This is a genomic window from Seohaeicola nanhaiensis, assembly GCF_042654245.1.
GTDB lineage: Bacteria > Pseudomonadota > Alphaproteobacteria > Rhodobacterales > Rhodobacteraceae > Seohaeicola_A > Seohaeicola_A nanhaiensis.
Genome location: NZ_JBHSGI010000024.1, coordinates 497,982 through 520,754, shown reverse-complemented (window position 1 = coordinate 520,754; position 22,773 = coordinate 497,982). Strand labels below are relative to the sequence as shown.

24 protein-coding genes are annotated in these 22,773 nt (G+C 68.1%); 9 read left to right on the top strand and 15 right to left on the bottom strand.

All coding sequences use genetic code 11. The features are described 5' to 3' along the window. Positions 1-54 precede the first annotated feature (54 nt). The 3 genes from ruvB to ruvC are packed head-to-tail and all read right to left on the bottom strand — an operon-like array spanning position 55 to position 2,255. On the bottom strand, positions 55-1,080 hold the full coding sequence (gene ruvB, locus ACFO5X_RS17020; protein WP_380719094.1) for a Holliday junction branch migration DNA helicase RuvB: 1,026 nt from the start codon (positions 1,078-1,080) through the stop codon (positions 55-57). 3 nt (positions 1,081-1,083) lie between these two features. Then, on the bottom strand, positions 1,084-1,764 hold the full coding sequence (ruvA, locus tag ACFO5X_RS17015) for a Holliday junction branch migration protein RuvA (protein ID WP_380719092.1): 681 nt from the start codon (positions 1,762-1,764) through the stop codon (positions 1,084-1,086). Then, positions 1,761-2,255, bottom strand: coding sequence for a crossover junction endodeoxyribonuclease RuvC (ruvC, locus tag ACFO5X_RS17010; protein ID WP_380719089.1), 495 nt, complete (start codon positions 2,253-2,255; stop codon positions 1,761-1,763). The genes ruvA and ruvC overlap by 4 nt, the downstream gene beginning before the upstream one ends. Before the next feature lie 349 nt (positions 2,256-2,604). On the opposite strand from ruvC, the gene ACFO5X_RS17005 reads away from it, so the two are divergent. Both ACFO5X_RS17005 and ACFO5X_RS17000 read left to right on the top strand, forming a co-directional pair. Then, positions 2,605-2,823: a DUF1127 domain-containing protein gene (locus ACFO5X_RS17005; protein WP_380719087.1), complete on the top strand. Its 219-nt coding sequence runs from the start codon at positions 2,605-2,607 to the stop codon at positions 2,821-2,823. A gap of 143 nt (positions 2,824-2,966) precedes the next feature. Then, the gene (locus tag ACFO5X_RS17000; protein ID WP_380719085.1) at positions 2,967-3,320 is read left to right on the top strand and encodes a DUF2200 domain-containing protein; all 354 of its coding nucleotides are present in this window, start codon (positions 2,967-2,969) and stop codon (positions 3,318-3,320) included. Here ACFO5X_RS17000 and ACFO5X_RS16995 read toward each other — a convergent pair. The 5 genes from ACFO5X_RS16995 to ACFO5X_RS16975 form a co-directional block, all read right to left on the bottom strand. Next, positions 3,317-3,784, bottom strand: a complete 468-nt coding sequence (locus tag ACFO5X_RS16995; protein WP_380719083.1) for a GNAT family N-acetyltransferase — start codon at positions 3,782-3,784, stop codon at positions 3,317-3,319. The genes ACFO5X_RS17000 and ACFO5X_RS16995 overlap by 4 nt on opposite strands. 83 nt (positions 3,785-3,867) lie before the next feature. After that, on the bottom strand, positions 3,868-4,212 hold the full coding sequence (locus ACFO5X_RS16990; RefSeq protein WP_380719081.1) for a hypothetical protein: 345 nt from the start codon (positions 4,210-4,212) through the stop codon (positions 3,868-3,870). A 104-nt stretch (positions 4,213-4,316) separates the two neighbouring features. After that, on the bottom strand, positions 4,317-5,195 hold the full coding sequence (locus ACFO5X_RS16985; RefSeq protein ID WP_380719079.1) for a 50S ribosomal protein L11 methyltransferase: 879 nt from the start codon (positions 5,193-5,195) through the stop codon (positions 4,317-4,319). Then, on the bottom strand, positions 5,195-6,583 hold the full coding sequence (locus tag ACFO5X_RS16980; protein WP_380719077.1) for an MATE family efflux transporter: 1,389 nt from the start codon (positions 6,581-6,583) through the stop codon (positions 5,195-5,197). Before ACFO5X_RS16980 ends, ACFO5X_RS16985 begins: the two co-directional genes overlap by 1 nt. Positions 6,584-6,593: 10 nt before the next feature. Beyond that, on the bottom strand, positions 6,594-7,826 hold the full coding sequence (locus ACFO5X_RS16975; protein WP_380719075.1) for an MFS transporter: 1,233 nt from the start codon (positions 7,824-7,826) through the stop codon (positions 6,594-6,596). A 131-nt stretch (positions 7,827-7,957) separates the two neighbouring features. On the opposite strand from ACFO5X_RS16975, the gene ACFO5X_RS16970 reads away from it, so the two are divergent. Next, positions 7,958-9,028 carry a YeeE/YedE family protein gene (locus tag ACFO5X_RS16970; protein WP_380719072.1) on the top strand — a complete coding sequence of 357 codons (1,071 nt, stop codon included), beginning with the start codon at positions 7,958-7,960 and terminating at the stop codon, positions 9,026-9,028. Between the two features lie 104 nt (positions 9,029-9,132). Here ACFO5X_RS16970 and ACFO5X_RS16965 read toward each other — a convergent pair whose 3' ends face one another. After that, positions 9,133-11,331 carry a primosomal protein N' gene (locus ACFO5X_RS16965; RefSeq protein ID WP_380719070.1) on the bottom strand — a complete coding sequence of 733 codons (2,199 nt, stop codon included), beginning with the start codon at positions 11,329-11,331 and terminating at the stop codon, positions 9,133-9,135. Further along, positions 11,324-11,818 (bottom strand): DUF6653 family protein, encoded by a 495-nt coding sequence (locus ACFO5X_RS16960; protein WP_380719068.1) that lies wholly within the window; start codon positions 11,816-11,818, stop codon positions 11,324-11,326. The genes ACFO5X_RS16965 and ACFO5X_RS16960 overlap by 8 nt, the downstream gene beginning before the upstream one ends. A 198-nt stretch (positions 11,819-12,016) precedes the next feature. Between ACFO5X_RS16960 and fsa the strand changes: the two genes are divergently transcribed. The 4 genes from fsa (at position 12,017) to ACFO5X_RS16940 (ending at position 15,640) form a co-directional block, all read left to right on the top strand. Beyond that, positions 12,017-12,670, top strand: coding sequence for a fructose-6-phosphate aldolase (gene fsa / locus ACFO5X_RS16955; protein WP_380719064.1), 654 nt, complete (start codon positions 12,017-12,019; stop codon positions 12,668-12,670). Positions 12,671-12,872: 202 nt separating this feature from the next. Continuing rightward, a complete protein-coding gene (locus ACFO5X_RS16950) occupies positions 12,873-13,580 on the top strand; it encodes a DUF484 family protein (RefSeq protein ID WP_380719062.1) in 708 nt (235 codons plus the stop codon). Then, complete coding sequence (locus ACFO5X_RS16945; protein WP_380719060.1) at positions 13,577-14,497, top strand: tyrosine recombinase XerC; 921 nt, start codon at positions 13,577-13,579, stop codon at positions 14,495-14,497. The genes ACFO5X_RS16950 and ACFO5X_RS16945 overlap by 4 nt, the downstream gene beginning before the upstream one ends. Positions 14,498-14,620: 123 nt before the next feature. Next, positions 14,621-15,640: an LLM class flavin-dependent oxidoreductase gene (locus tag ACFO5X_RS16940; RefSeq protein ID WP_380719058.1), complete on the top strand. Its 1,020-nt coding sequence runs from the start codon at positions 14,621-14,623 to the stop codon at positions 15,638-15,640. Positions 15,641-15,644: 4 nt separating this feature from the next. Here the strand turns inward: ACFO5X_RS16940 and ACFO5X_RS16935 are convergent, their stop codons facing one another. After that, entirely contained in the window at positions 15,645-16,400 is a 756-nt protein-coding gene (locus ACFO5X_RS16935) for a DUF6675 family protein (RefSeq protein ID WP_380719056.1), read from the bottom strand. A gap of 177 nt (positions 16,401-16,577) precedes the next feature. Here ACFO5X_RS16935 and ACFO5X_RS16930 point away from each other — a divergent pair, with 177 nt between their 5' ends. Beyond that, positions 16,578-17,192: a hypothetical protein gene (locus ACFO5X_RS16930; protein WP_380719054.1), complete on the top strand. Its 615-nt coding sequence runs from the start codon at positions 16,578-16,580 to the stop codon at positions 17,190-17,192. Positions 17,193-17,282: 90 nt separating this feature from the next. Then, positions 17,283-17,975: a CDP-alcohol phosphatidyltransferase family protein gene (locus ACFO5X_RS16925; protein WP_380719052.1), complete on the top strand. Its 693-nt coding sequence runs from the start codon at positions 17,283-17,285 to the stop codon at positions 17,973-17,975. Between the two features lie 4 nt (positions 17,976-17,979). Here ACFO5X_RS16925 and ACFO5X_RS16920 read toward each other — a convergent pair whose 3' ends face one another. The 4 genes from ACFO5X_RS16920 to ACFO5X_RS16905 form a co-directional block, all read right to left on the bottom strand. Then, on the bottom strand, positions 17,980-18,447 hold the full coding sequence (locus ACFO5X_RS16920) for a hypothetical protein (protein ID WP_380719050.1): 468 nt from the start codon (positions 18,445-18,447) through the stop codon (positions 17,980-17,982). 72 nt (positions 18,448-18,519) lie between these two features. Then, positions 18,520-18,972 carry a methylated-DNA--[protein]-cysteine S-methyltransferase gene (locus tag ACFO5X_RS16915; protein ID WP_380719048.1) on the bottom strand — a complete coding sequence of 151 codons (453 nt, stop codon included), beginning with the start codon at positions 18,970-18,972 and terminating at the stop codon, positions 18,520-18,522. Between the two features lie 58 nt (positions 18,973-19,030). Continuing rightward, on the bottom strand, positions 19,031-20,836 hold the full coding sequence (locus ACFO5X_RS16910) for an ABCB family ABC transporter ATP-binding protein/permease (RefSeq protein WP_380719046.1): 1,806 nt from the start codon (positions 20,834-20,836) through the stop codon (positions 19,031-19,033). A 68-nt stretch (positions 20,837-20,904) separates the two neighbouring features. Beyond that, positions 20,905-22,773, bottom strand: coding sequence for a LysM peptidoglycan-binding domain-containing protein (locus tag ACFO5X_RS16905; RefSeq protein ID WP_380719043.1), 1,869 nt, complete (start codon positions 22,771-22,773; stop codon positions 20,905-20,907).

Below are 22,773 nucleotides of genomic sequence, written 5' to 3'. Positions count from 1 at the left end.
GCCAATTCACCCCTGAGGTATTTGGAAACCAGAGAAGAGGGGCGGTGTGGCGCTTCAGCCGAAGAGGTCGGACTGCCCCGAGGGGCGCGGCGCCTCGAGTCCGAGGTGTGTCCAGGCACCCTGCGTCAGCATCCGCCCGCGCGGCGTGCGCTGGATCAGCCCCTGCTGCAGCAGATAGGGCTCGATCACCTCTTCCAGCGCATCGCGGCTTTCGCTCAGCGCCGCCGAGAGCGTTTCGATGCCCACAGGCCCGCCCTGATAGCTTTCCGCGATCAGTTGCAAATAGCGCCGGTCGGCGCCGTCGAGCCCCATGTGATCGACCCCCAGCCGGGTCAGCGCGCTGTCGGCCAGGGCGCGGCTGATGGTACCGTCGCCCTCGACCACCGCAAAGTCCACCACCCGCCGCAGCAGCCGCCCGGCAATCCGTGGCGTTCCCCGCGCGCGCCGCGCGATCTCGCGCGTGCCTTCCGGGTCGGCCGGCACCCCCATCAGCCGCGCATTGCGGCTGACGATCTCGTGCAGCTCGTCCACGGTATAGAACTGCAGCCGCACCGGAATGCCGAAGCGGTCGCGCAGCGGCGTCGTCAGCAGCCCCATCCGGGTCGTCGCGCCCACCAGCGTGAAGGGCTGCAGCTCGATCCGCATCGTGCGCGCCGCCGGCCCCTCGCCGATCACCAGATCCAGCTCGAAGTCCTCCAGCGCCGGGTAGAGCACCTCTTCCACCGCGGGGTTCATCCGGTGGATCTCGTCGATGAACAGCACGTCGCGCGCTTCGAGATTGGTCAGGATCGCCGCCAGGTCGCCCGCCCGGGCCAGCACCGGCCCGGAGGTCATGCGGAAATTGACCCCCAGCTCGCGCGCCATGATCTGCGCCAGCGTGGTCTTCCCCAGACCCGGCGGACCGTGGAACAGCGTGTGGTCCATCGCCTCGCCCCGCTGCCGGGCCGATTGCAGGAAGACCCGAAGGTTCGCCCGAGCCTCGGCCTGACCGATGAACTCGGACAGCATCTGCGGGCGCAGCGCGCGGTCGTGATCCTCGGGCAGCGGCTCGGGGCGCAGGGTGGGGTCGGGCGTGGCCATCGGTTATCCCTTCGGCGCCAGCAGCTTCAGCGCGGCGCGGATCAGCGTGGCCGCATCCGCTTCGGGCGCGCTGCCCGCCGCCTGCGCCACCGCCGAGGCGGCATCGCCCGGGCCATAGCCAAGGTTGCCCAGGGCCGACAGCGCATCCGCGACGGCCGCCCCGTTGCCGGACGGCGCCGTGGCGCGGGCGGTCGCGCCAGCCGGGGTCGACGCAGCCTCGTTCTCCAGCACCTCACCCCGGTCCGCGAGCGCGCCGCCCGCGATCCCGCCCATCGCCATCACCGCCGGCGCCTTGTCCTTGAGTTCCATCACGATGCGCTGCGCCGTCTTCGGCCCGACCCCCTTGGCCGCCTTGACCGAGGCCCAGTCGCCCAGCGCGATGGCCCGGCTCACCCCGTCCGGCCCCAGCGCGCCCAGGATCGCCAGCGACACCTTCGCGCCGACGCCCTGCACGCTCATCAGCAGGCGGTGCCATTCCTTTTCCACAAGCGACAGGAAGCCGAACAGCTGCCAGTTGTCCTCGCGCACCACCAGATCGGTATAAAGCGACACCACGCCCCCCGGCCCCGGCAGCTCGGCCAGCGTGCGCTCGGAAACATGAACGATATAGCCGACGCCGTTCACGTCGATCAGCACGTGATCGGCGGTGCGATAGTCGAGCCGCCCGCGCAGCCGGCCGATCATGCCACGGCTCCGGCCGGACGCATCCGGTTGAACCCGTGATGCGCGTGGCAGATCGCCAGCGCCAGCGCGTCTGCGGCATCCGGACCCGCCGGATTGCACCCCGGCAGCTGCAGGCGCACCATATGCATCACCTGCACCTTGTCCGCATGGCCCACGCCCACCACCGTCTTCTTGACCGTATTGGGCGCATATTCCCCGATCGACAGCCCGGCCCGCGCCAGCGCCAAGAGCGCCACGCCCCGCGCCTGCCCCAGCTTCAGCGTGCCGGCGCCATCCTTGTTGACGAAGGTCTGCTCGATCGACGCCGCATCGGGTGCATGGGTCCGCAGCACGGTCCCCAGCTGCTCGAAGATCGACAGAAGCCGCGCACCCAGCGTGTCGCCCTCCGAGGGGCAAAGCCCGTTCGCGACATGCACCATCCGTGGCCCGTCGACGTCGATCACGCCCCAGCCGAGGGTTCTCAGCCCCGGATCGATCCCCAGTATCCGCATGGTCTGCCCGTTTTTTCGCGACAATTCGCTTTGAAACAGCACTAGCACGAAAGGCGAACATTGGCCAAGGCTTTTGGCGGCGGGACGAAAGCGACGCTTCCCGCGACAGGGGCGACCACTGTGGCATTTCCGACATATCAACAGGGCCGTTTCCGCTATTGAATTTATCTAACGGAACACATGAAACGCCCCTTAACACACTGAAAAATAGGTAAATTATCACAATCGACCAGCCATGCACAAACTGCATGTTTCCTATGCAAATTGCCTACTTGCCGGGCAATCCGCACAGGCATATGTGCCGCTCCGAGCGAGATCATTCGCACACAATTGACAAGGACCTAGGACAATGGCTGCATACGACACTTCCCGCACCTCCTATGGCCTGCAAAGCTTTGCTGGCCATGTCGGCGCACATATCGCCAATCTCTATGCGACGCTCCGCGACTGGAACGACGCCCGCGTGACCCGCAACGCGCTCTCCGCGCTCAGCGACCGCGAACTCGAGGACATCGGCCTCGTGCGTGGCGACATCGATCTGGTGATCGAACGCCGCACCCGCTTCTGACCGGACGGCGGCACCGTCCGCCGGCCCGGATCGGGACAGAGAAAAACGCCGGGTGGCTGCGGTCACACCGGCGTTTTCCTTTTTCAAGTCTCGCTCGCCCCGTTCCCCATCCGTGCTATCTCAACACGCAGGAGGACGGCGGCATGACCAAGCATCGCATCTTCACGACCAGTTTCGGCTCGGTCTATGCGCTTTACGTCACCAAGGCCGAACGCAAGGGCCGTACCCGGGCCGAGGTGGACGAAATCCTGCGGTGGCTCACCGGCTACAGCGACGCAGAGATCGCGGCCCGCATCGCCGACAAGACCGATTTCGAAACCTTCTTCGCCGAAGCCCCCGCGCTGAACCCCGACCGCGCCCTGATCAAGGGTGTGGTCTGCGGCGTCAGGGTGGAAGAGATCGAAGACCCGCTGATGCGCGAAATCCGCTATCTCGACAAGCTGATCGACGAACTGGCCAGGGGCAAGGCGATGGAGAAGATCCTGCGCAGACCCTAGGCCGCGCCCACCTCGAACACCTTGCAGACCGCGCTCTGGTTCCCCCGGTAGGTCCGGAACCCCATCGCCTCGTAATAGGCCAGCCCCCCGATATTCGCCGCGCCGATGGTCGCATCGATCCGCTCCACCCCCGCCTGCCGGGCCGCGGCCAGCGTCTCGGCGAACAGCGCCTTGCCGATGCCCCGGCGCGCCGCCTGCGGGCTGATATGAGTGCCGATCATGCCCCAACCCTCCGCCACGCCATTGGAATTGCCGGCCGGTGCCAGCTTCAGCGACTGGAATCCCAGGATCGTGCCATCGGCATCCACCGCGACCGAGCAAAGGATCCGGTCGGGATGGTGGATATAGTGGCTCAGCATGTAGTCCACGCCGCAGGGTCGCGTGCGCCCTGTCGCAGCCGCGATCTCGCGCGCGACGCGGCCCATCCCGGCGGCATCGCCGGGCTCTGCTGATCGAATGGTCATGTCTGCCCTTTGCCCGACGTCAACAGCGACACTACCGTTCGCCCTTCGGGCAGACAACACCCTCTCCATCGACACGGACATGCTTACCTCAGCACGGTTTCCAGCTTTTGCGCCACCAGCGCGGTCAGCGGATCGGCCTGCATGGCAAAGGCGCCGGCCTGTTCCACCAGACTGCCCTGGCCCAGCCGGTCGACCTTCTCGTCATAGGCGACAGGCCCCAGGTTCACGACCATGACGCCCTTGAACAGCACGAAGGCCCCGAGAAACATCACGATGGCCCGCCCCGAAAGCGGCCGCGGCGCGCGGCGCGGATAGGCGACGATCAATCCGTCGGGCCGCATTCGGGTGGTATAGCCTTGGGTCATGGCCGTGTGCTTGCGCAGCAGGCGGCGGATGCGGGATTCGAATTCCAAGTGACCAGAACTCATCTTGCGCTCTCTTCGCTCATCCCCCCAGCGGATAGCGTGAGATAAAGAGGGATTTCGGCCAGAATACGGCAAAACCCCTTCAGCGGGTCGGAATCGAGCCGGGATCAGGCGTTTTTCTGGCCCACAAGCGTGATCCAGTCGCCAATCTGCCCGCGCTCCAGTGGATTGATCCCCGCATCGGAATAATGCCCGGCGACCTCATCCGCCTGATCGGCCAGAATCCCCGACAGAATCACGATCCCGCCCGGGCGCAGATTCGCCGCAAGGTCGGGCGCCAGGGCGATCAGCGGCCCCTTCAGGATATTGGCGAAGATCAGATCGTAGGGCGCCGCCGCGCTCAGGCCGGGATGGCCGAACCCGGCGGCCTCCAGGCACTCCACCGCGCCCTCCATCCCGTTCGCGCGCAGGTTCGACACCGCGACCTCGACCGCCACCGGGTCGATATCGCTCGCCACCACCGTCGCGTCCGGCCAGACCCGCGCCGCCGCCATCGCCAGCACCGCCGTGCCGCAACCGATATCGGCCACCGCGCCCGGCGCGAACCCCTCGCCCGCCAGCTTGTCCAGCGCCTTGAGACAGCCCAGTGTCGTGCCATGGTGCCCGGTGCCAAAGGCCATCGCCGCCTCGATCAGCAGCGGCACCGCGTCGGCGGGCACCTTGTCGGCGTCATGGCTGCCGTAGACAAAGAACCGCCCCGCCACCACCGGCGCCAGCTCGCGCCGGACATGCGCCACCCAATCGGTCTCGGGCACTTCCGACACGGTGAAGGGCTTTGCCCCATGCGCCGCCGCCAGCAGCGCGAGCGCGATCTCGTCGGGCGCCTCGGTGAAATAGCCGCCGACCTCCCACAGGCCCGAGCCATCCTCCATCTCGAAGACCCCGACGCCGGTCGGCTCGGGAGTCAGCGCCTCCATCGCCTCGCCCAGCGCCTCGGCGGGGGCCTTGCCGGTCAGGGTCGTCAGCGCGGTATAGGTCGTGGTCATCAGCGTCTCCGGAAACGGTCCACATGCGGATAGGGCCGCGTGGGCGGAAGATCAACCGGCCCCGGCACATCCGCGCCAAAGCCGCGCACAAAGCGCCAGCCCCACCAGGCCGCCAGCGTCCCCACGGCAAAGCTCGCCGCCGCCTGGGCATAGATCACGCCCGAGGCGCCGAAGGCGCCCGCCAGCCACAGCGCCAGCGGCAGCGTCAGCACCCCGTCGCGCACCCAGTTGGTCAGGGTCGACCGCGCCGGCTTGCCCAGCGCGTTGAAGGCCGCGTTCGACACGAAGAGCGCGCCGGCAAAGATGAACCCGCCCGCCCCCACATGGGTAAAGGCGCGCAGCACCTCCGCCCCCTGCGGGCTCAGCGCGAATCCCGCGCTCACCGCGGGCCCGGCCAGCACCAGCAGCCCCCAGGTCACCAGCGTATAGACCAGCCCGAACAGGATCGCGTCGCGATAGACCAGCCGCAGCCGGCCATACTGATGCGCGCCCCAGTTCTGCCCGAAAATGCCGCCGATGGCGCCCGACAGCGACATCACCCCGCCAAAGGCCAGCACCGTCATCCGCCCGACCACAGCCCAGGCCGCCACCGCATCGTCGCCGAACTGCGCCATCACATGGGTCATCAGGTAATTGCCCACCGGCGTGGACAGCTGCGTCAGGATCGCCGGAAAGGCGATGGTCATATAGGGCGCCAGCGTCTCGCGCAGGTCGCTCAGGCGCGGCCGCGCCAGCAGGTCATGCGTCCAGACCGCGAACCGCAGCGCCATCAGCAGCATCACGCAGCGCGACACCACGACGCCCAGCGCCGCGCCGTCCAGCCCCATGCCCAGGCTGTAGATCATCAGCGGATCCACCACCATCGCCACCCCGCCCGAGGTCAGCGTGACCACCATCGACCGCGCCCCATCGCCATGCGCCCGCAGCGATCCGTTGGCGATCATCGCCACAGCCATGATCGGCAGCGACGGCACCGACATCGCCAGATAGCGCGCCGCCAGCCGTGCCGTCTCGCCGCTCGCCCCGGTCGCATCGACGATCTGGTGGCGAAAGCTGACGATCAGCACCGCGACCACCGCCTGGATCAGGCAGGCGATCACCGCCGCTCCGCTTGCCCGATGCCGCGCCAACTCGCGCTGCCCCGCCCCGATTCCGTGCGAGATCAGCGCAATCGCCCCGATCATCAACCCGATCCCGATCGAGACCGAAAAGAACTGGATCGCAAAGGCAAAGCCGATGGCCGCGACCAGCCGCGGGTCTCCCAGTTGCGAAATCCAGAACAGGTTCGCCGCGTCGACCAGGAAGACGAAGGTGATCCCCAGCGTCCCCGTCATCGTCATCCGCACGATATGGCCCATGGTGGACCCGGTGACGAAACGGCCCTGCATGGGTGTCACCTCACTCCGCGGGCTCGGCGATCAGCCCGGCGAAGATCGTCTCGCGTCCCGGCTCCGGATGGCGCGGGATCAGCAACGCCAGCCCCAGCGAGGTCAGCGCCATCAGCGCCGCCAGCAGGAACACCGCCGAAGGCGAGACGACCCACAGCAGCCCCAGCGCCGCCGGCAGGAAGACCGCGGCGATATGGTTGATCGTGAAAGCCACCGCCGCCGTCGGCGCAATGTCTCCCGGATCGGCGATCTTCTGAAAATAGGTCTTCAGCGCCAGCGCCATCGCAAAGAAGATATGGTCGATCACGTAAAGCGTCGCCGCCATAACCACGCCCCAGCCGAACCAGTAGACGCCCCCATACATCAGGAAGACCATCGCCAGCCCGGAATACTCCACCATCAGCGTCCGCCGCTCGCCGAACCGCCCCACCGCGCGCCCGATGAAGGGCGCCGCCAGCATGTTGATCAGCAGGTTGACGATATACAGCCCGGTCAGCTCGTGCACCTCGAACCCGAAGTGCTCCACCATCATGAACCCGGCGAAGACCATGAAGATCTGCCGCCGCGCGCCCGCCATGAACTGCAAGGCGTAATACAGCCAGTAGCGCCGGCGCAGCACGAAGGTCTTCAGCTGCGGATGCGGCGCCTCGAACTGCGGATAGGCCAGCAGGCAGAACAGCGCGATCGCCGCCGTCGCCCCGCCCGACAGCATGAAGACGGTGTTGTAGGTCAGGCCGAACGTCTCCCAGGTCAGCGCGATCAGCACATAGACCACCAGCGTGCTGGCCGAGGCCGCGCCCAGGATCCATCCTAGAATCTGCGGCGCCCGCCCTTTCGGCAGCCATTGCAGCTGCAGCGACTGGTTGACCGTCTCGTAATAATGGAACCCGACCGAGGACAGGAAGGTCAGGAACAGCAGCCCGCCGAGCGACGGGAACCAGGCCGTGAACGCCGTCGCCACCCCCAGCAGCATCAGCGAGATCATCGCCAGCACCTGCTCGCGCACCACCAGCAGCACGACGATCACCCCGACCGCCAGAAACCCCGGAATCTCGCGCACCGAATGCAGAAGCCCGATATCGGCGCCGTCGAAATTCGCGACCTCGATGACAAAGTTGTTCAGTAGCGCGTTCCAGGCGTGAAAGGCGATCGGCATCCCGATGGCCATCACGAAGAGCAGCGTCAGCGGCCTGCGCCAGAACGGCAGGGCGGCGGCATCGGCAAGGCGAACCAGTCTCGACATGGGAATCGCACATACGCCCGTTGCCGAACCTTGGCGAGAGCAATTCGCCAGCCCCTCGGATGATCTGGATCAAGGCCGCCGCCACCTCCCGCACATACATTCCAGCCACGGAATGCGTGAAGGAGCACGGCATGGATCTGGTCGCCCTCGTCGACCGCATCGGCGAAGCGCCCACTGCGGCGCTCTTCGGCCTGATCACCGGCGCGATCTTCGGCGTCGCGGCCCAGCGCTCGCGCTTCTGCCTCCGCGCGGCCACCGTCGAATTCGCCCGCGGCGGCCTCGGCCCCTCGGTCGCGGTCTGGCTGCTGACCTTCTCGACCGCGCTGGTCTGGGTCCAGGCGGCCCGCCTTGCCGGCCTGCTGAACGTCAACGAGGCGCGCATGATGGCGGTGCCCGGCAGCTGGTCGGGCGCGGTGATCGGCGGCCTGATGTTCGGCGCCGGAATGGTGCTCGCGCGCGGCTGTTCCGGCCGCCTGCTGGTGCTGGCCTCCACCGGCAACCTGCGCTCGGTCGTCTCCGGGTTGATCTTCGCCGTGGTCGCGCAGATGAGCCTCGGCGGCCTGCTCGCGCCCTGGCGCGACCGCCTCGCCGCGCTCTGGATCACGCCGGGCGGGCGCAACGTCGACCTGATCGCCGCCCTCGGCCTGCCCGATGTCTCCGGCCTGCTGCTCGGCCTCGCCATCGCCGCCCTGGCGCTGACCCTCGCCCGGATCAACCGCATCGGCGCGGCGCGGCTGGTCTTCGCCTCGGGCGTCGGGTTCGCCGTCGCCGTCGGCTGGGCGCTCACCTCGGCGCTGGCCCAGGTCGCCTTCGACCCGGTCCAGATCGAAAGCGCCACCTTCACCGGCCCTTCGGCCCATACGCTGATGTTCTTTCTCGACCGCACCGCCCTGCTCGACTTCGACGTGGGCCTCGTCCCCGGCGTCGTGCTCGGCGCGTTCCTCGCCGCGCTGTTCACCCGCGAATTGCGCTTCGAGGGCTTCGAGGGCCCCGCCACCATGCGCAAGGCGATGATCGGCGCTGCGCTGATGGGGTTCGGCGGGATGCTGGCCGGCGGCTGCGCCATCGGCGCCGGCGTCACCGGCGGCTCGATCTTCGTCGCCACGGCCTGGCTCGCGCTGTTCTGCATGTGGGTCGGCGCGGTTGTCACCGACGCCCTGGTCGATCAGCCCCAGGCCCGTCCTAGCCCGACCCCGCGCTGACGACATCCTTCAGGACATCGGGCCGTTTTCCACGCCGGAAAACGTCACTCGCAAATTTTCAAGCAAAATCATAGACATGACCCCCCGTCCTAGCTGGGACGCCATCAGTAGAAGGTCTGCGGGTCGATATCCACCGCCAGCCGCAGGTCGCCCTTCAGCCGGAACGACGCGATCCAGCGCGCCAGCGCGTCCTGCAGCGGGCTGCCCTTGGCCGCCTTCACCAGCAGCCGCACCCGGTGCCGTCCCCGCACCCGCGCGATCGGCGCCGGCGCCGGCCCGAAGACCCGCGCCCCGATCTGGCGCAGCGGCCCGTCGGCCCGCGCCAGCGCATTGCCCAGATCGAAGACCTGCGCCACATCCGTCCCCGACAGGATGATCCCCGCCATCCGCCCATAGGGCGGCACGCCCGCTTGTTCGCGCTCGCGCGCCTCGGCCCGCCAGAAGGCCTCCTCGTCGCCGCCCAGGATCGCCCGGATCACCGGATGCTCGGGCTGGTGGGTCTGCAGCATCGCCTCCCCCGCCCGGTCCGCACGCCCCGCCCGGCCCGAAACCTGCCGCATCAGCTGGAACGTCCGCTCCGCCGCCCGCAGGTCCGACCCCTGCAACCCAAGATCGGCGTCGATCACCCCGACCAGCGTCAGCAGCGGAAAGTTGTGCCCCTTGGCCACCAGCTGCGTGCCGATGACGATATCCGCACCCCCCGCCGCGATCTCCTCGATCCGCGCCTTCAAGGCCCGGGCCGAACCGAAGAGATCCGACGACAGCACCGCCACCCGCGCCTCGGGAAAGACCGCCGCCGCCTCCTCGGCCAGCCGCTCGACCCCGGGCCCCACCGGCGCCAGCCGGCCCTCGACCCCGCAGGAGGGGCAGACGGTCGGCATCGGCTTGGTCTCGCCGCACTGGTGGCACATCAGCCGCTTGAGGAACCGGTGCTCCACCATCCGCGCGTCGCAATGATCGCAGCCGATCTGCTGCCCGCAGGCCCGGCACAGCGTCACCGGCGCATAGCCGCGCCGGTTGATGAACAACAGCGCCTGCTCGCCCTTCTCCAGCCGCGCCTGCACCGCCCGCCGCAGCGTGGGCGAGACCCACCGCCCTGCCTCCAGCTGCTCGGCCCGCATGTCGATGGCCGTCATCGCCGGCAACACCGCCTCCCCGAACCGGGACGTCAGCTCCAGCCGGCGATACTTCCCGGCCTCTGCATTCGCCCAGGTCTCCAGCGACGGCGTGGCCGAGGCCAGCACCACCTGCGCCCCCAGGATCGAGGCCCGCAGCACCGCCATGTCGCGCGCGTTGTAAAGGACCCCGTCCTCCTGCTTGTACGAGGTGTCATGTTCCTCATCGACCACGATCAGCCCGAGATCGCGGAAAGGCAGGAAGAGGGCCGAGCGCGCGCCGACCACCAGCTGCGCCGCGCCCTCGCCCACCATCCGCCAGGTGCGCCGCCGCTCGGTCATGGTGACGCCCGAATGCCACTCGGCCGCCCGTGCGCCGAACCGTGCCTCGACCCGCTTGGTGAACTCGGCCGTCAGCGCGATCTCGGGCAGCAGCACCAGCGCCTGCCGCCCGACGCGCAGCGCCTCGGCCACGGCTTCAAGATAGACCTCGGTCTTGCCCGACCCGGTCACGCCCTTCAGCAGCGTCGTGCCATAGCCCCCGGCCCGCAGCCCGGCGCGCAGCACCTCGGCCGCCGCCGCCTGATCCTCGGTCAGCGCCTTGCCAGGCAGCTCCGGGTCCAGCAACGGAAACGGCATGTCGCGTGGGCTGTCCTCCTCGGCCACCGCGCCGAGCTTGACCAGCCCCTTGACGACCGAACTCGTCACCCCCGCCATCTCGGCCAGTTCCGACAGCGTGAAGGCCAGCCCGCCATAGTCGCGCAGCACTTCCAGCACGCGCGTGCGCGCCTCGGTCAGGCGATCCGGCGCACGGTCCCCCAGCCGGTAGACCTTGCGCATCGACGGCGAGTCGCCCAGGCCCGGCGCCCGCGTCGCCAGTCGCAGCATCGCCGGCATCGGTGTCAGCGTGTAATCGGCGGCCCGGCGCAGAAACACGCGCATCTCCTCGCGCATCGGCGCGGCATCCAGCACCCGCGTGACGGGGCGCACCTTGGCCAGGTCGAAATCGCCCCGCCCCGGCCCCCAGACCACGCCCAGCACCCGGCGCGGCCCCAGCGGCACCTCGACGAAGGCGCCCAGAAAACAGCCGCCCTCGGGCGCCTTGTAGTCGAGCGGCCGGTCCAGCGGCTGCGTCGTCAGCACGCCGACCAGCGCGCCCTCGGGATAGAATGTCGGCGGCTCAACCATCGCGCGCCGCCCCCCGCATATCCTCGTAGAGCCAGACCATGCGGTCGACGAACCACGCCTTGCCGCCCATGGCAAGGGCAAGGCCGGCCAGCAGCAGCCCCGCGTCCAGCCGCCACAGCGCGACCGCATAGACAACCAACCCCAGAACCGCGACGCCAGACAGCAAGTGGCACGGCACCACATGCCGCGCCGGCACCGCGCGCTCCCGACGCGCCAGCCACAGCCGCTCGCCCGCCGTCCCCTTGCCGGCCCAGCCAGCGGGCGGCCCCTCGACCGGCGTACACAGGCGCGGGTTCAGAAAGGTGAAAACCAGCACCAGAAGAACCGGCCCCAGCGCCCAGATCCCCAGCCAGACCCGGCTCCAGATCGCCAGCGCCAGCAGCGGTAGCACGGCAAAGCGCGAATAAACGCTGAACGGATGCGCATGACGCGCCCAGGCGGCATCGTCCATCGCCATGGCTCGTTCACTCAGGCGGTAGATGTCCATGGCGCCGCCCCCCGGTTCAGGCGGCGTGAACGCCGCGCCGCGACACCCGGCAAAACAGGCGCGCCGCCAAGCGATGGCCAGGCCATGAGATCGAAATCATGTGCGCTCTCCAAAACGGGGTCATGCTACTTTCAAGTCCAACCGGCATGCGCTAACACAGCGCCAAGCGCAAGCGCCACCCAGATACAGGAGGCCCAATTGAAATTCTTCGTAGACACCGCCGAGATCGATGCGATCGCCGAACTGAACGACCTCGGCATGGTCGACGGCGTGACGACCAACCCCTCGCTCATCATGAAGTCGGGACGCGACATCAAGGAAGTGACCAAGGAAATCTGCCGCATGATCGATGGTCCGGTCTCGGCCGAAACCATCGCGCTCGACGCCGAGGGCATGATCGCCGAAGGCCGCGAACTGGCCAAGATCGGCGAGAACATCGCCATCAAGGTCCCGCTCACCTGGGATGGCCTCAAGGCCTGCAAGGTGCTGACGGGCGAGCGCTACATGGTCAACGTCACGCTCTGCTTCTCGGCCAACCAGGCCCTGCTGGCCGCCAAGGCCGGGGCGACCTTCATCTCGCCCTTCATCGGCCGGCTCGACGACGTGAACATCGACGGGATGCAGCTGATCCAGGACATCCGCACGATCTACGACAACTACGGGTTCCGCACCGAGATCCTCGCCGCTTCAATCCGCACCGTCAACCACATCACCGAGGCCGCCCGGATCGGCGCCGACGTGGTGACCGCCCCCCCGGCGGTGATCAAGGCGCTGGCCAGCCATCCGCTGACCGACAAGGGTCTCGACACCTTCCTCAAGGATTGGGCCAAGACCGGACAGACCATTCTCTGACCGCAGGCCACACAGGAACGACGCGGCAGGACGACGATGTTCTGCCAGGGCGGGGGGCGACGGCCTTCCGCCCTTTGCGTCTCCTCAACCTGCCTGCCAACGCGCCACAGGAAGGGCAAAAATCCCTCCGCCGGCACTTTTCCGGGAGCATTCGCAAAAACCCGTGCTATAGACCTCGGCAACAAAAAAAGCAGAGACAGGCATGAGCAGCAGCGCGAAACTGGAAGACACGGTGCGGTCGGCGATTCTGGCCAAGCCCTACGCAATCCTTGACGATCACGACCTGATGAACGCCCTGATCGCGGCCAATGAAAAGACGATGGGCGACAATGTCGTGGACCTGCGCGGCATCGTGATGGAGCGTCTGGAAACCCGGCTCGACCGGCTGGAAGACACCCACCGCTCGGTGATTGCCGCCGCCTACGAAAACCTCGCCGGCACCAATCAGGTGCACCGCGCCATCCTGCGGATGCTCGACCCGACCGGTTTCGAGGAGTTCCTGCGCAATCTCGATGGCGACGTGGCCGAGATCCTGCAGATCGACAAGATCACCCTCCTGCTGGAAACCGCCCAAGGCAAGGACGATCCGGCCGTCGAACGGCTGCATTCGGTGCTCACCGTCGCCGAACCGGGCTTTATCGACCGCTACATGAGCCTCGGCCGCGGCGGTCCGCCGCGTGCCGTCGTCCTGCGCCAGACCCAGGAAGGGTCCGAAGCCGTGCACGGCGACGCCGCTGACTGGGTCCGCTCCGAAGCGCTCCTGCGGCTCGACTTCGGCAAGGGCCGCCTGCCCGGAATGCTCGCCATGGGTGCCGAGGATCCGCATCAGTTCGCCCCCAATCAGGGCACCGACCTGCTGGCGTTCTTCGCGGGCGTGTTCGAGCGGACGATGCGGCACTGGCTGTCGTGACCCCGATCTCCCCCGCCGCAAGCGACGCGCTCGCCCGCTGGCTGGACACGCGGCGCGCGCTGGAAGGCAGCGCCGAGAACACGATCGAGGCCTATCGCGGCGATGTCGCGGGCTTCCTCGGCTTCATGACGCTGCACAAGGGCGAACCGCAGGGCCTCGCCGCGCTGGAACGCATCGGCGTCTCGGACATGCGCGCGTGGATGGCCGATGCCCGCGCGCAGGGGCTCTCGCCCCGCTCGCTCGCGCGCAAGCTCTCGGCGGTCAAGACCTTCATGCGCTGGCTGGCCGAGCGCGAGGGGATCGAGATCACCGCGATCCTCTCCGCCCGCTCGCCCCGTTTCACCAACAAGCTGCCCCGCCCGCTGGCCGAGGACGCCGCCCAGGCCATGATCGACCGGGTCGAGCTGCAATCCGAAACCCCGTGGGTCGCCGCCCGCGACGCCGCCGTGGTCACGCTGCTCTACGGCTGCGGCCTGCGGATATCCGAGGCGCTCGGCCTCACCGGCGCCGACGCGCCTCTGCCCGGCGTCCTGCGCATCCGCGGCAAGGGCGGCAAGGAACGCCCGGTGCCGGTGATCGCCGCCGCCCGCGACGCGGTGGACGCCTACCTGCGCCTCTGCCCGCATGTGCTGACCGCCAGCGGCCCGCTCTTCGTCGGCGTGCGCGGCGGCGCGCTCTCGGCGCGGCTGATCCAGGACGTGATGGCGAAGGCGCGGATGCAGCTCGGCCTGCCCTCCAGCGCCACGCCCCACGCGATGCGCCACTCCTTCGCCACCCACCTCCTCGCCGCCGGCGGCGACCTGCGCGCGATCCAGGAACTGCTGGGCCATGCCTCGCTCTCGACCACCCAGGCCTATACCGCCGTCGACACCGCGCGGCTGATGGAGGTCTACGACAAGGCCCACCCCCGCGCCTGACGACCCCCTCTGCGCGCAAGGAAACAGGCCTTGCGCGATGGCGAAGATTGGCGCGCGCCGCGCAAACCCCTACCTAAGACACAACCGCGCCCCCGTGCGCGCCCCGATTTGCGGAGACATCAGATGAAGAAGATCGGCTTTCTGTCCTTCGGGCACTGGAATCCCGAACCCGGTTCGCCCCTGCGCACCGCCGGCGACACCCTGACCCAATCCATCGAACTGGCCGAGGCGGCGGAAGACCTCGGCGTCGACGGCGCCTATTACCGCGTCCACCACTTCGCCCGCCAACTCGCCTCGCCCTTCCCGCTGCTCGCCGCCGTCGGCGCGCGCACAAAGAAAATCGAGATCGGCACCGGCGTCATCGACATGCGCTATGAAAACCCGCTCTACATGATCGAGGACGCGGGCAGCGCCGACCTCATCTCCGGTGGTCGCCTGCAACTCGGCATCAGCCGCGGCTCGCCCGAGCAGGTGATCGACGGCTGGCGCCACTTCGGCTATGCGCCCGCCGAGGGCGAGGATGGCTCGGACATGGCCCGCCGCCACGCCGAAATCTTCCTCAGCCACCTCGAAGGCCAGGGCTTCGCCCAGCCCAACCCCAGCCCGATGTTCCCCAACCCGCCGGGCCTGCTGCGGCTGGAGCCGCACTCCGAAGGCCTGCGCGACCGCATCTGGTGGGGCTCGGCCTCGAACGCCACCGCGGTCTGGGCCGGCAAGATGGGCATGAACCTGCAAAGCTCGACGCTCAAGGTCGACGAATCCGGCGAGCCTTTCCACATCCAGCAGACCAAGCAGATCATGGCCTTCCGCGAGGCCTGGAAAGAGGCCGGGCACAGCCGCGAGCCCCGCGTCTCGGTTAGCCGCTCGATCTTTGCGCTGACCAACGACATGGACCGCGCCTATTTCGGCCGCGGCGGCAAGGAAAGCGACCAGATCGGCCACATCGACAACTTCCGCGGCATCTTCGGGCGCGGCTATGCCGACGAACCCGACCGGCTGATCGACCAGTTGAAGAAGGACACCGCCATCGCCGAGGCCGACACGCTGCTGCTGACGGTCCCGAACATGCTGGGCGTCGACTACAACGCCCACGTGCTGGAAAGCATCCTGACCCACGTCGCCCCGGCCCTCGGCTGGCGCTGACCCCTCAGGGTGCGACGGGCGGGGCCCCGACGGGGTCCTGCCCGGTGAACAGACGCATATAGGCCGCGGCGCGGTTGATGAAGGACGACTGCTTGCCCTCCACCGGCCCGTCGCGCACCACGGTCAGACTGTAAAACCCCCATTCGTCGCCGCCCAGCCTCTGAAAGAACTGGGCGGTGACCAGATCGCCCGGCCCGAACAGCTGAACCAGCAGCAACCGGATGCTGTCGCGGTTTACCAGCGTCACCGTCAGCGCATCCGGCGACGATGACACCGCCCGCATCGCATAGACGTTCGCACCGGACGACCGCGTGTCGTTCTGTGCCAGCAGCAGCACCCGGCCGCTCAGCACCTCCGCCGCCGAGAAATCGGCCCGCCGATTGGCGCGTTTGCCCTCCGTCACCGCATAGGCATCCGACAACAGCTCGCGCCAGCGCCCCTCGCTTCCCGACCAATACTGCAAACCGGCCAGCTTCGACACCGCCCCGACCCGCGCCGCCAGATCCTCTACCCCGCCCGAATGCCGGAACCGCCCCGCCAGCGCCACCACCAGCCGCGCCCTGCCGTTCAGCTCTGCCTGACAGCCGCCGCCGAGGCGCAGCGTCTCGTTCTCCCAGACTCCCACGCGCGGGGCCTGCCCCTGCCCGGCAAAACCCGGCACCACCGCGCCGCCCGCGCAGGGTGGCACCGGCCCGGCCAGCGCCGGCACCGCAGCCAGGGCGCTCATCAGCACCACGCACAAGGAAATCAGTCGGATCATCTCGCCTCCAGACACAAGCCTACAGCAACCTGTGGCGCCGCACGAGGACATCCAACCCTACGAGGCGCCATTCTCACTTGACCCAACGTCAATCTGCCCGCACCCTGTCCACAGCCGAATTTTCCGGCCGCCCGGGCCTGCCCCGGGGTCCATATTTTCACCAAAGGGATTCTACCCATGCCGCAATCCAACTCCCCCCTCGCCCCGGTTCAGGACACCCTCGACCGACTCCAGTCTTGGTTCCAGGATCTGCAGAAAACGTTGAAGTCCAACCTCAAGACCATGGTCAGCTTCCTCAAGAACCTGATCAAGGCGATTGGCCAGGGCCTGACCCAGTTCATCTCCGTCGTCGGCAAGCAGACGGTCGACGCCTTCCTAAAGGCAGCCAACGACCTGCTGGAACGGGCCGAGCCCCTGCTGGCCGAGATCGAGGCCATCCTCCAGTCCCTCGCCAGGGCGCTCAAGCTCATCGCCAAGGCCGCCAGCCCCGCCGCCATCGTCGCCCGGCTCAAGTCCATCCTCAAGAAGATCGCCACCTTCATCAACAAGCTGCTGACCAGCGTCCTCGCCTTCATCAGCCGCCTGAACCTCATCTCGCCCCTGCTCAAGCTCATCGACACCTTCCGCCGCGTGCTGATGATGATGTTCAAGTGGATCGGTCAGGTCAGCGGCCTGTTCACCGTGGTCAAGACCCTGCGCGCGATGCTGAAAAAGGCGGCCACCGCGCTCAAGAATCACATCAAGGACACCGCCGAGGCGCTGCGCAAGCTGGGAGAACTGGCTGCCGCCTGATGCGGCGGCACCCCCGGACCAAAACCGCCAGCGCGGCAAAACGCCAGAAATCCCTTTGCATCGCCCGCCCTGTGCTGGCATGAGTCCCCCATGACACGACAGATGCGCGCCACCCTGGTCCACCTCTTCACCGCCACTGGCGCCGTTTTCGCAATGCTCGCCATGCTGGCGGCGGTCGATGCCAAATGGGATCTCATGTTCCTCTGGCTGGTTGTCGCCTTCTTCGTCGACGGCTTCGACGGCCCGTTGGCGCGCAGGTTCGAGGTCAAGGAATACGCCCCGCAGTTCGACGGTGTGCTGCTCGACCTGATCATCGACTACCTGACCTATGTCTTCATCCCCGCCTTTGCGCTGTTCAAGTCGGGGCTGATGGACGGCTGGACCGGCTGGGTCGCGATCATCGTCATCACCTTCGCCTCGGCCATGTATTTCTGCGACACCCGCATGAAGACCAAGGACAATTCCTTCTCCGGCTTCCCCGGCTGCTGGAACATGGTCGTGCTGGTGATCTTCGCGCTGGAGCCCAATTTCTGGGTCAGCCTCGTCATCGTGACGGTGCTCGCCGCCACGATGTTCGTGCCGCTGAAATTCGTCCATCCGGTGCGCACCGAACGCTGGCGCGTGATCACCCTGCCGATGGCGCTGGCCTGGACCTTCTTCGGCGGCTGGGCCGCCTGGGTCGATTTCCACCCCGAAAGCTGGGCACACTGGGGGCTGATGCTGACCAGCTTCTACCTGCTCTTCGCCGGCATCGCCCAGATGATCATCCCCCAGCGCGGCTGAGGCCTCAGAACACCTCGTCCAGCTTGGTCTTGCGCCCGTTGAAGGTAAAGCTCTCCCCCTTCTTCAACCCGTCGATGGCCGCGTAGATCGGGCTCTGGGTCGAGATTCCCATATAGCTGCGCCCCTCGCACTCAAAGGCCGAGGTCGACACCGCCACCACGAAATGGCGCTTGTTGAACGACACCACCGCGCCCGGCCCGACCCGATCCGTCACCGCAAAATCCAGCGCCTCGATGGCGTCCAACTTGGCCTGATGCGTATGCACCGGCCCGTCGAAGGCCGCCGCCAGATCGGCGCTCTCGCGGCTTTCCGCGATGTCCGAGTTGTCGTGCCCCTCGCGGTCGTCCAGCTTGGCCTCGCCTAGGAACCGCTCGTAATGCGCGCGCGCGGCAGCCAACTCGCCCTCTTCCAGTTCCAGCATGCGGGCGCGGACCGCCTGTTTCAGGGCAGCGCGGTCTTTCTGGTCGCTCATGGGGTTCTCCTTCCCGAAGTGTAAGTCATTGTTCAGGCTAGGGGCCTGCCGCCCCGGCGGCCTTGATCTGCGTCATATCAGCAGCCCTGCCGCCCCCTCGTGACGCAGAAGCGCCACCTTGGTCTCGATCCCGCCCTGCGCCGAAAAACCGCCCAACCCGTTGGCCCCCAGCACGCGATGGCAGGGAATGACGATCGGCAGCGGATTGGCGCCACAGCCCTGTCCCACCGCCTGCGCCGGCGCACCCAGGTCCCGCGCGATCTGCCCATAGGTGCGCGTATGCCCGTAGGGGATCGCCAGCATCGCCGCACAGACCGCGCGCTGGAACTCCGACCCCTCGACCCGCAGCGGCAGATCAAAGCCCTGCCGGGCGCCCGCGAAATAGTCGGCCAGCTGCGCCTCGGCTTCCAGCAGCAGCGGATCCTCGTCCGCGTGCCGCACCCCGCTCCAGGTCAGCCGCGTCAGCGCGCCGTCCTCGACGGTCACGACCAGCGGGCCATAGGGCGATGGGATCGAGCGTTTCATGCCGCGCCTCCTGCCCGATCAACATGGCATCGCGCACGACGCATTTCCAGTGCCCGCCTCAGGCGGCGTCGTCTTCCATCTGCTGGCGGTTCCACAGCACCGAATAGCGCCCGTTCTTGGCCAGCAGTTCCGCGTGCGAGCCCTGCTCGACCACCTCGCCCGCCTCCAGCACCACGATCCGGTCCGCCTCCATCACCGTCGACAGCCGGTGCGCGATGGTGATCACCGTGCGCCCCTGCCCGGCCCGGTCCAGCGCGGCCTTGATCTCCTGCTCGGTCTCGGTGTCCAGCGCGCTGGTCGCCTCGTCCAGAAGCAGGATCGGCGGGTTCTTCAGCAGCGTCCGTGCGATGCCCACCCGCTGCTTCTCGCCGCCCGACAGCTTCAGCCCGCGCTCGCCCACCTGGGTGTCATAGCCCTGTGGCAGCGACACGATGAAATCGTGGATCTGCGCCGCCCGCGCCGCCGCCTCGACCTCGTCCTGGCTTGCCCCGGCGCGGCCATAGGCGATGTTGTAACGGATGGTGTCGTTGAACAGCACCGTGTCCTGCGGCACCACCCCGATGGCCGCATGAAGGCTCGCCTGCGTCACGTCGCGCACATCCTGCCCGTCGATCCGCAGCGCCCCGCCCGTCACGTCGTAGAACCGGAACAGCAGCCGCCCAATGGTCGACTTGCCCGACCCGGTCGCGCCCACGATGGCCACGCTCTCGCCCGCGCCCGCCCGGATCGTCACGCCCTTCAGGATCACCCGGTCGGGGTCATAGCCAAAGCGCACGTCGTCCAGCACGATCTCGCCGCCCTCGACCCGCAGATCCGCGGCGCCGGGCTTGTCCTGCACCTCCTGCGGCTGTTCCAGCAACTCGAACATGTCGCCCATGTCGATCAGCGCCTGCCGGATCTCGCGATAGACCGTGCCGAGAAAGTTCAGCGGCACGGTGATCTGGATCATGTAGGCGTTGACCATGACGAAATCGCCCACCGTCAGCGCCCCGGCCTGCACGCCCATCGCCGCCAGCACCATGACGCCCACCAGCCCGGCGGTGATGATCACCGCCTGCCCGCCGTTCAGGAAGGCCAGCGAATAGGCCGTCAGCAGCGCCGCCTTCTCATAGGCTGCCATCGCCACGTCATAGCGCGCCGCCTCGCGCTCCTCGGCATCGAAATACTTGACCGTCTCATAGTTCAGCAGACTGTCGATCGCCTTCTGGTTGGCGTCGGTGTCCTGATCGTTCATCTCGCGGCGCAGCTTCACGCGCCATTCGGTCACCTTGAAGGTGAACCAGACATAGATCGCGATCGTCACCGCCACGATGACCAGGTACCAGACCCCGAACAGCCAGGCGAGGATGATCGCCACCAGCGCCAGTTCCAGCACCAGCGGCCCGACGTTGAACACCAGGAAGCGCAGCAGAAAGTCGACGCCCTTCACCCCGCGCTCGATGATCCGGCTCAGCCCGCCGGTCTTGCGGCTGATGTGATAGCGCATCGACAGGTGATGGATGTGGCGGAAGGTCTCCAGCGCCAGCTTGCGCAGCGCCCGCTGCGCCACCGGCGCGAACAGCGCGTCGCGCCATTGCTGCAGCCCGACGTTCAACGCCCGCGCCACGCCATAGGCCACCGTCAGCCCCACCGCGCCCAGCGCCAGCGCCGGCACCCCGTCCTTGGCCAGACTGTCCACCGCCTGCTTGTACAGCACCGGCGTATAGACCGCGATCAGCTTGGCCACCACCAGCAGCGCCAGCGCCACCACCACGCGAATGCGCAGCCCCCGGTCGTCGCTCGGCCAAAGGTAGGGCGACACCTTGTGAAGGATGCTCAGCGCCGAGCGGCGCTCCTGCGAGGTGTCCTTGTCCTTGCCTGTCATCTTGTTTTCCGCGCTGCGCGTCCCTGACATACGGGCGCGCCCGCGGATTTACCAGAGCGCGCCACCACTCAGGGGATCGAGAAGACCTGCCCGGGATAGATCAGATCCGGGTCGCGGATGCTGTCGCGGTTGGCGTCGAACACCCGCACATACAGCACCCCGTCGCCATAGCGCTCGCGCGAGATGGCCCACAGGGTGTCGCCCTTCTGCACCGTCACCGCCCGGATCACCGGCGCCTGGTCGGGCATGTTCTCCTGCGCCGGCGGGTTCAGCACCTCTGGAGATTCGCGCTTGAACGGCGTCTCCAGCCGGCTCACCACCTCGCCGCCCGCGTTCAGCGCGTCCAGCCGCAGGGTGTAGATGCCGGGCTTGATCCCGCTGAGTTCGCCCTTCCACTGGCCGCCTGCATCCGCTCCGATATCGGCCACCGCCTTGTTGTCGAGATAGACCCGTACGGTCGCCTGACCGCCGGCCCGGCCGGCAAGCTGCACCTCGCCCGCCTCGGAATAGCTGATCGTGTCCAGCGCGATCTGCTCCATTGCCTCGGGCCGCTCGGGCGTCGCGGGTTGGATCACCTCCACCCCATCCTTCGTCGCCTTCAGCACCGCAACCGAGGTCGCCACCGGCGTCTGCACCGGCGCGGCGGTCCGCGTTCCCAGCCCCGAGGCCTCACCCCCGGCCGCAGGCGCCTGCGGCGCGCTGGCCTGATCCGAGAGAGTCGGCACCGGAACCCTGGGCCGCGCTTCGGCCACAGTCTCGACGGGTTTCGCAGCATCCGTTGCAGGAGCCTCGGCAGCCTCCACCTTCTCCGCCGGTTTCGCAGGCTCAGCCGTCACCGTGGCGCTCTCGGCCACGGGCTTGACCTCCGACGGTGCCGCCGTTCCCGCATCATCCGAGCCAGCCGTTCCAGCCGCTTTCACAGCCCCGCTCTCCGCCGCCTCGGCAACCTTCGCCACACCGGCCTCCGCCGTTCCGGAAACCTGCGCCGCTGCGCCGTCCGAAGCATCCGCCACCTTCGCCGCATCGGCCTCTGCCACCTGCGAAGCACCCTGGCCAGACGTCCCGGCCTCAGCCGCTTCGGCAACGCGGGTCGCGGTCCCCTCGGCAGTCGCAACAGGCTCAGCCGTGGCAACCGCCTCGGCCTTCGGCTCCGCCACACCCGGCGCAGGCGCGTCAGCGACCTGCGGCGTGGCAGGCGCAGCCGCGTCCGCCACCACGGTCCCTTCGGGCTTGGCCGGCACCGTATCCGCCACCACGGTCCCTTCGGGCTTGGCCGCAGTCCCATCCGCCACAGCCGTCCCGTCCGGCTTGGCCGCAGTCCCATCCGCCACCGTCTCGGTCGAAACCTCGGGCTTTGCGGCCGCCTCCGTCACCGTCCCGGACTCCTCCGCGCTTGCCACCGGATCCGCCGCAGGCGCGGTCGTCTCCGCCTCCGCCACCTTCACATCCGGCTCGGCGACCGGCGCAAGAATGATCTGTTCCTCCGAGGCGACCTTGTCGCCGCCGGTCTCCGACATCATCGACAGCACATGCTGCGCCGTGCCCAGATCCAGCGCCAGCACGGCGGCGAACTTGCCCTGCGCGTCGGCCTTGGCCTCGCCCACCTCGGTGCCGTCCATCAGGAAGACCACCCGCGCGCCCGGCGCGGCGCTGCCCGCGATGACCGCGCTGCCATCGGGCTCCACCCGCACGACATCGAAGGCCGGCGCGGGCGTGGCCACCGGCGGCGCGACCTCGGCCTTCGCCTCGGGCTGCACCTCGGCCTTGGCCTCAGGCTCAGGCTTCGCCGAAGGCTCCACAGTCGCCACCGCCGCCGGCTCCGTGACCACCGCCGGCACCCGTCCGGCATACCACACACCGCCGCCGATCAGGGCCACCGCCCCCACCGCCAAAGCCGCAAGTCCCGTCGTCCCGATGCCGCCGATCTGGCCTGCCAT

Excerpts from the sequence above, each read along its gene's own strand:
- ruvB (WP_380719094.1), bottom strand. The coding sequence starts at position 1,080 with ATGGCCACGCCCGACCCCACCCTGCGCCCCGAGCCGCTGCCCGAGGAT.
- ruvA (WP_380719092.1), bottom strand. The coding sequence starts at position 1,764 with ATGATCGGCCGGCTGCGCGGGCGGCTCGACTATCGCACCGCCGATCAC.
- ruvC (WP_380719089.1), bottom strand. The coding sequence starts at position 2,255 with ATGCGGATACTGGGGATCGATCCGGGGCTGAGAACCCTCGGCTGGGGC.
- ACFO5X_RS17005 (WP_380719087.1), top strand. The coding sequence starts at position 2,605 with ATGGCTGCATACGACACTTCCCGCACCTCCTATGGCCTGCAAAGCTTT.
- ACFO5X_RS17000 (WP_380719085.1), top strand. The coding sequence starts at position 2,967 with ATGACCAAGCATCGCATCTTCACGACCAGTTTCGGCTCGGTCTATGCG.
- ACFO5X_RS16995 (WP_380719083.1), bottom strand. The coding sequence starts at position 3,784 with ATGACCATTCGATCAGCAGAGCCCGGCGATGCCGCCGGGATGGGCCGC.
- ACFO5X_RS16990 (WP_380719081.1), bottom strand. The coding sequence starts at position 4,212 with ATGAGTTCTGGTCACTTGGAATTCGAATCCCGCATCCGCCGCCTGCTG.
- ACFO5X_RS16985 (WP_380719079.1), bottom strand. The coding sequence starts at position 5,195 with ATGACCACGACCTATACCGCGCTGACGACCCTGACCGGCAAGGCCCCC.
- ACFO5X_RS16980 (WP_380719077.1), bottom strand. The coding sequence starts at position 6,583 with ATGCAGGGCCGTTTCGTCACCGGGTCCACCATGGGCCATATCGTGCGG.
- ACFO5X_RS16975 (WP_380719075.1), bottom strand. The coding sequence starts at position 7,826 with ATGTCGAGACTGGTTCGCCTTGCCGATGCCGCCGCCCTGCCGTTCTGG.
- ACFO5X_RS16970 (WP_380719072.1), top strand. The coding sequence starts at position 7,958 with ATGGATCTGGTCGCCCTCGTCGACCGCATCGGCGAAGCGCCCACTGCG.
- ACFO5X_RS16965 (WP_380719070.1), bottom strand. The coding sequence starts at position 11,331 with ATGGTTGAGCCGCCGACATTCTATCCCGAGGGCGCGCTGGTCGGCGTG.
- ACFO5X_RS16960 (WP_380719068.1), bottom strand. The coding sequence starts at position 11,818 with ATGGACATCTACCGCCTGAGTGAACGAGCCATGGCGATGGACGATGCC.
- ACFO5X_RS16950 (WP_380719062.1), top strand. The coding sequence starts at position 12,873 with ATGAGCAGCAGCGCGAAACTGGAAGACACGGTGCGGTCGGCGATTCTG.
- ACFO5X_RS16940 (WP_380719058.1), top strand. The coding sequence starts at position 14,621 with ATGAAGAAGATCGGCTTTCTGTCCTTCGGGCACTGGAATCCCGAACCC.
- ACFO5X_RS16935 (WP_380719056.1), bottom strand. The coding sequence starts at position 16,400 with ATGATCCGACTGATTTCCTTGTGCGTGGTGCTGATGAGCGCCCTGGCT.
- ACFO5X_RS16930 (WP_380719054.1), top strand. The coding sequence starts at position 16,578 with ATGCCGCAATCCAACTCCCCCCTCGCCCCGGTTCAGGACACCCTCGAC.
- ACFO5X_RS16925 (WP_380719052.1), top strand. The coding sequence starts at position 17,283 with ATGACACGACAGATGCGCGCCACCCTGGTCCACCTCTTCACCGCCACT.
- ACFO5X_RS16920 (WP_380719050.1), bottom strand. The coding sequence starts at position 18,447 with ATGAGCGACCAGAAAGACCGCGCTGCCCTGAAACAGGCGGTCCGCGCC.
- ACFO5X_RS16915 (WP_380719048.1), bottom strand. The coding sequence starts at position 18,972 with ATGAAACGCTCGATCCCATCGCCCTATGGCCCGCTGGTCGTGACCGTC.
- ACFO5X_RS16910 (WP_380719046.1), bottom strand. The coding sequence starts at position 20,836 with ATGACAGGCAAGGACAAGGACACCTCGCAGGAGCGCCGCTCGGCGCTG.
- ACFO5X_RS16905 (WP_380719043.1), bottom strand. The coding sequence starts at position 22,773 with ATGGCAGGCCAGATCGGCGGCATCGGGACGACGGGACTTGCGGCTTTG.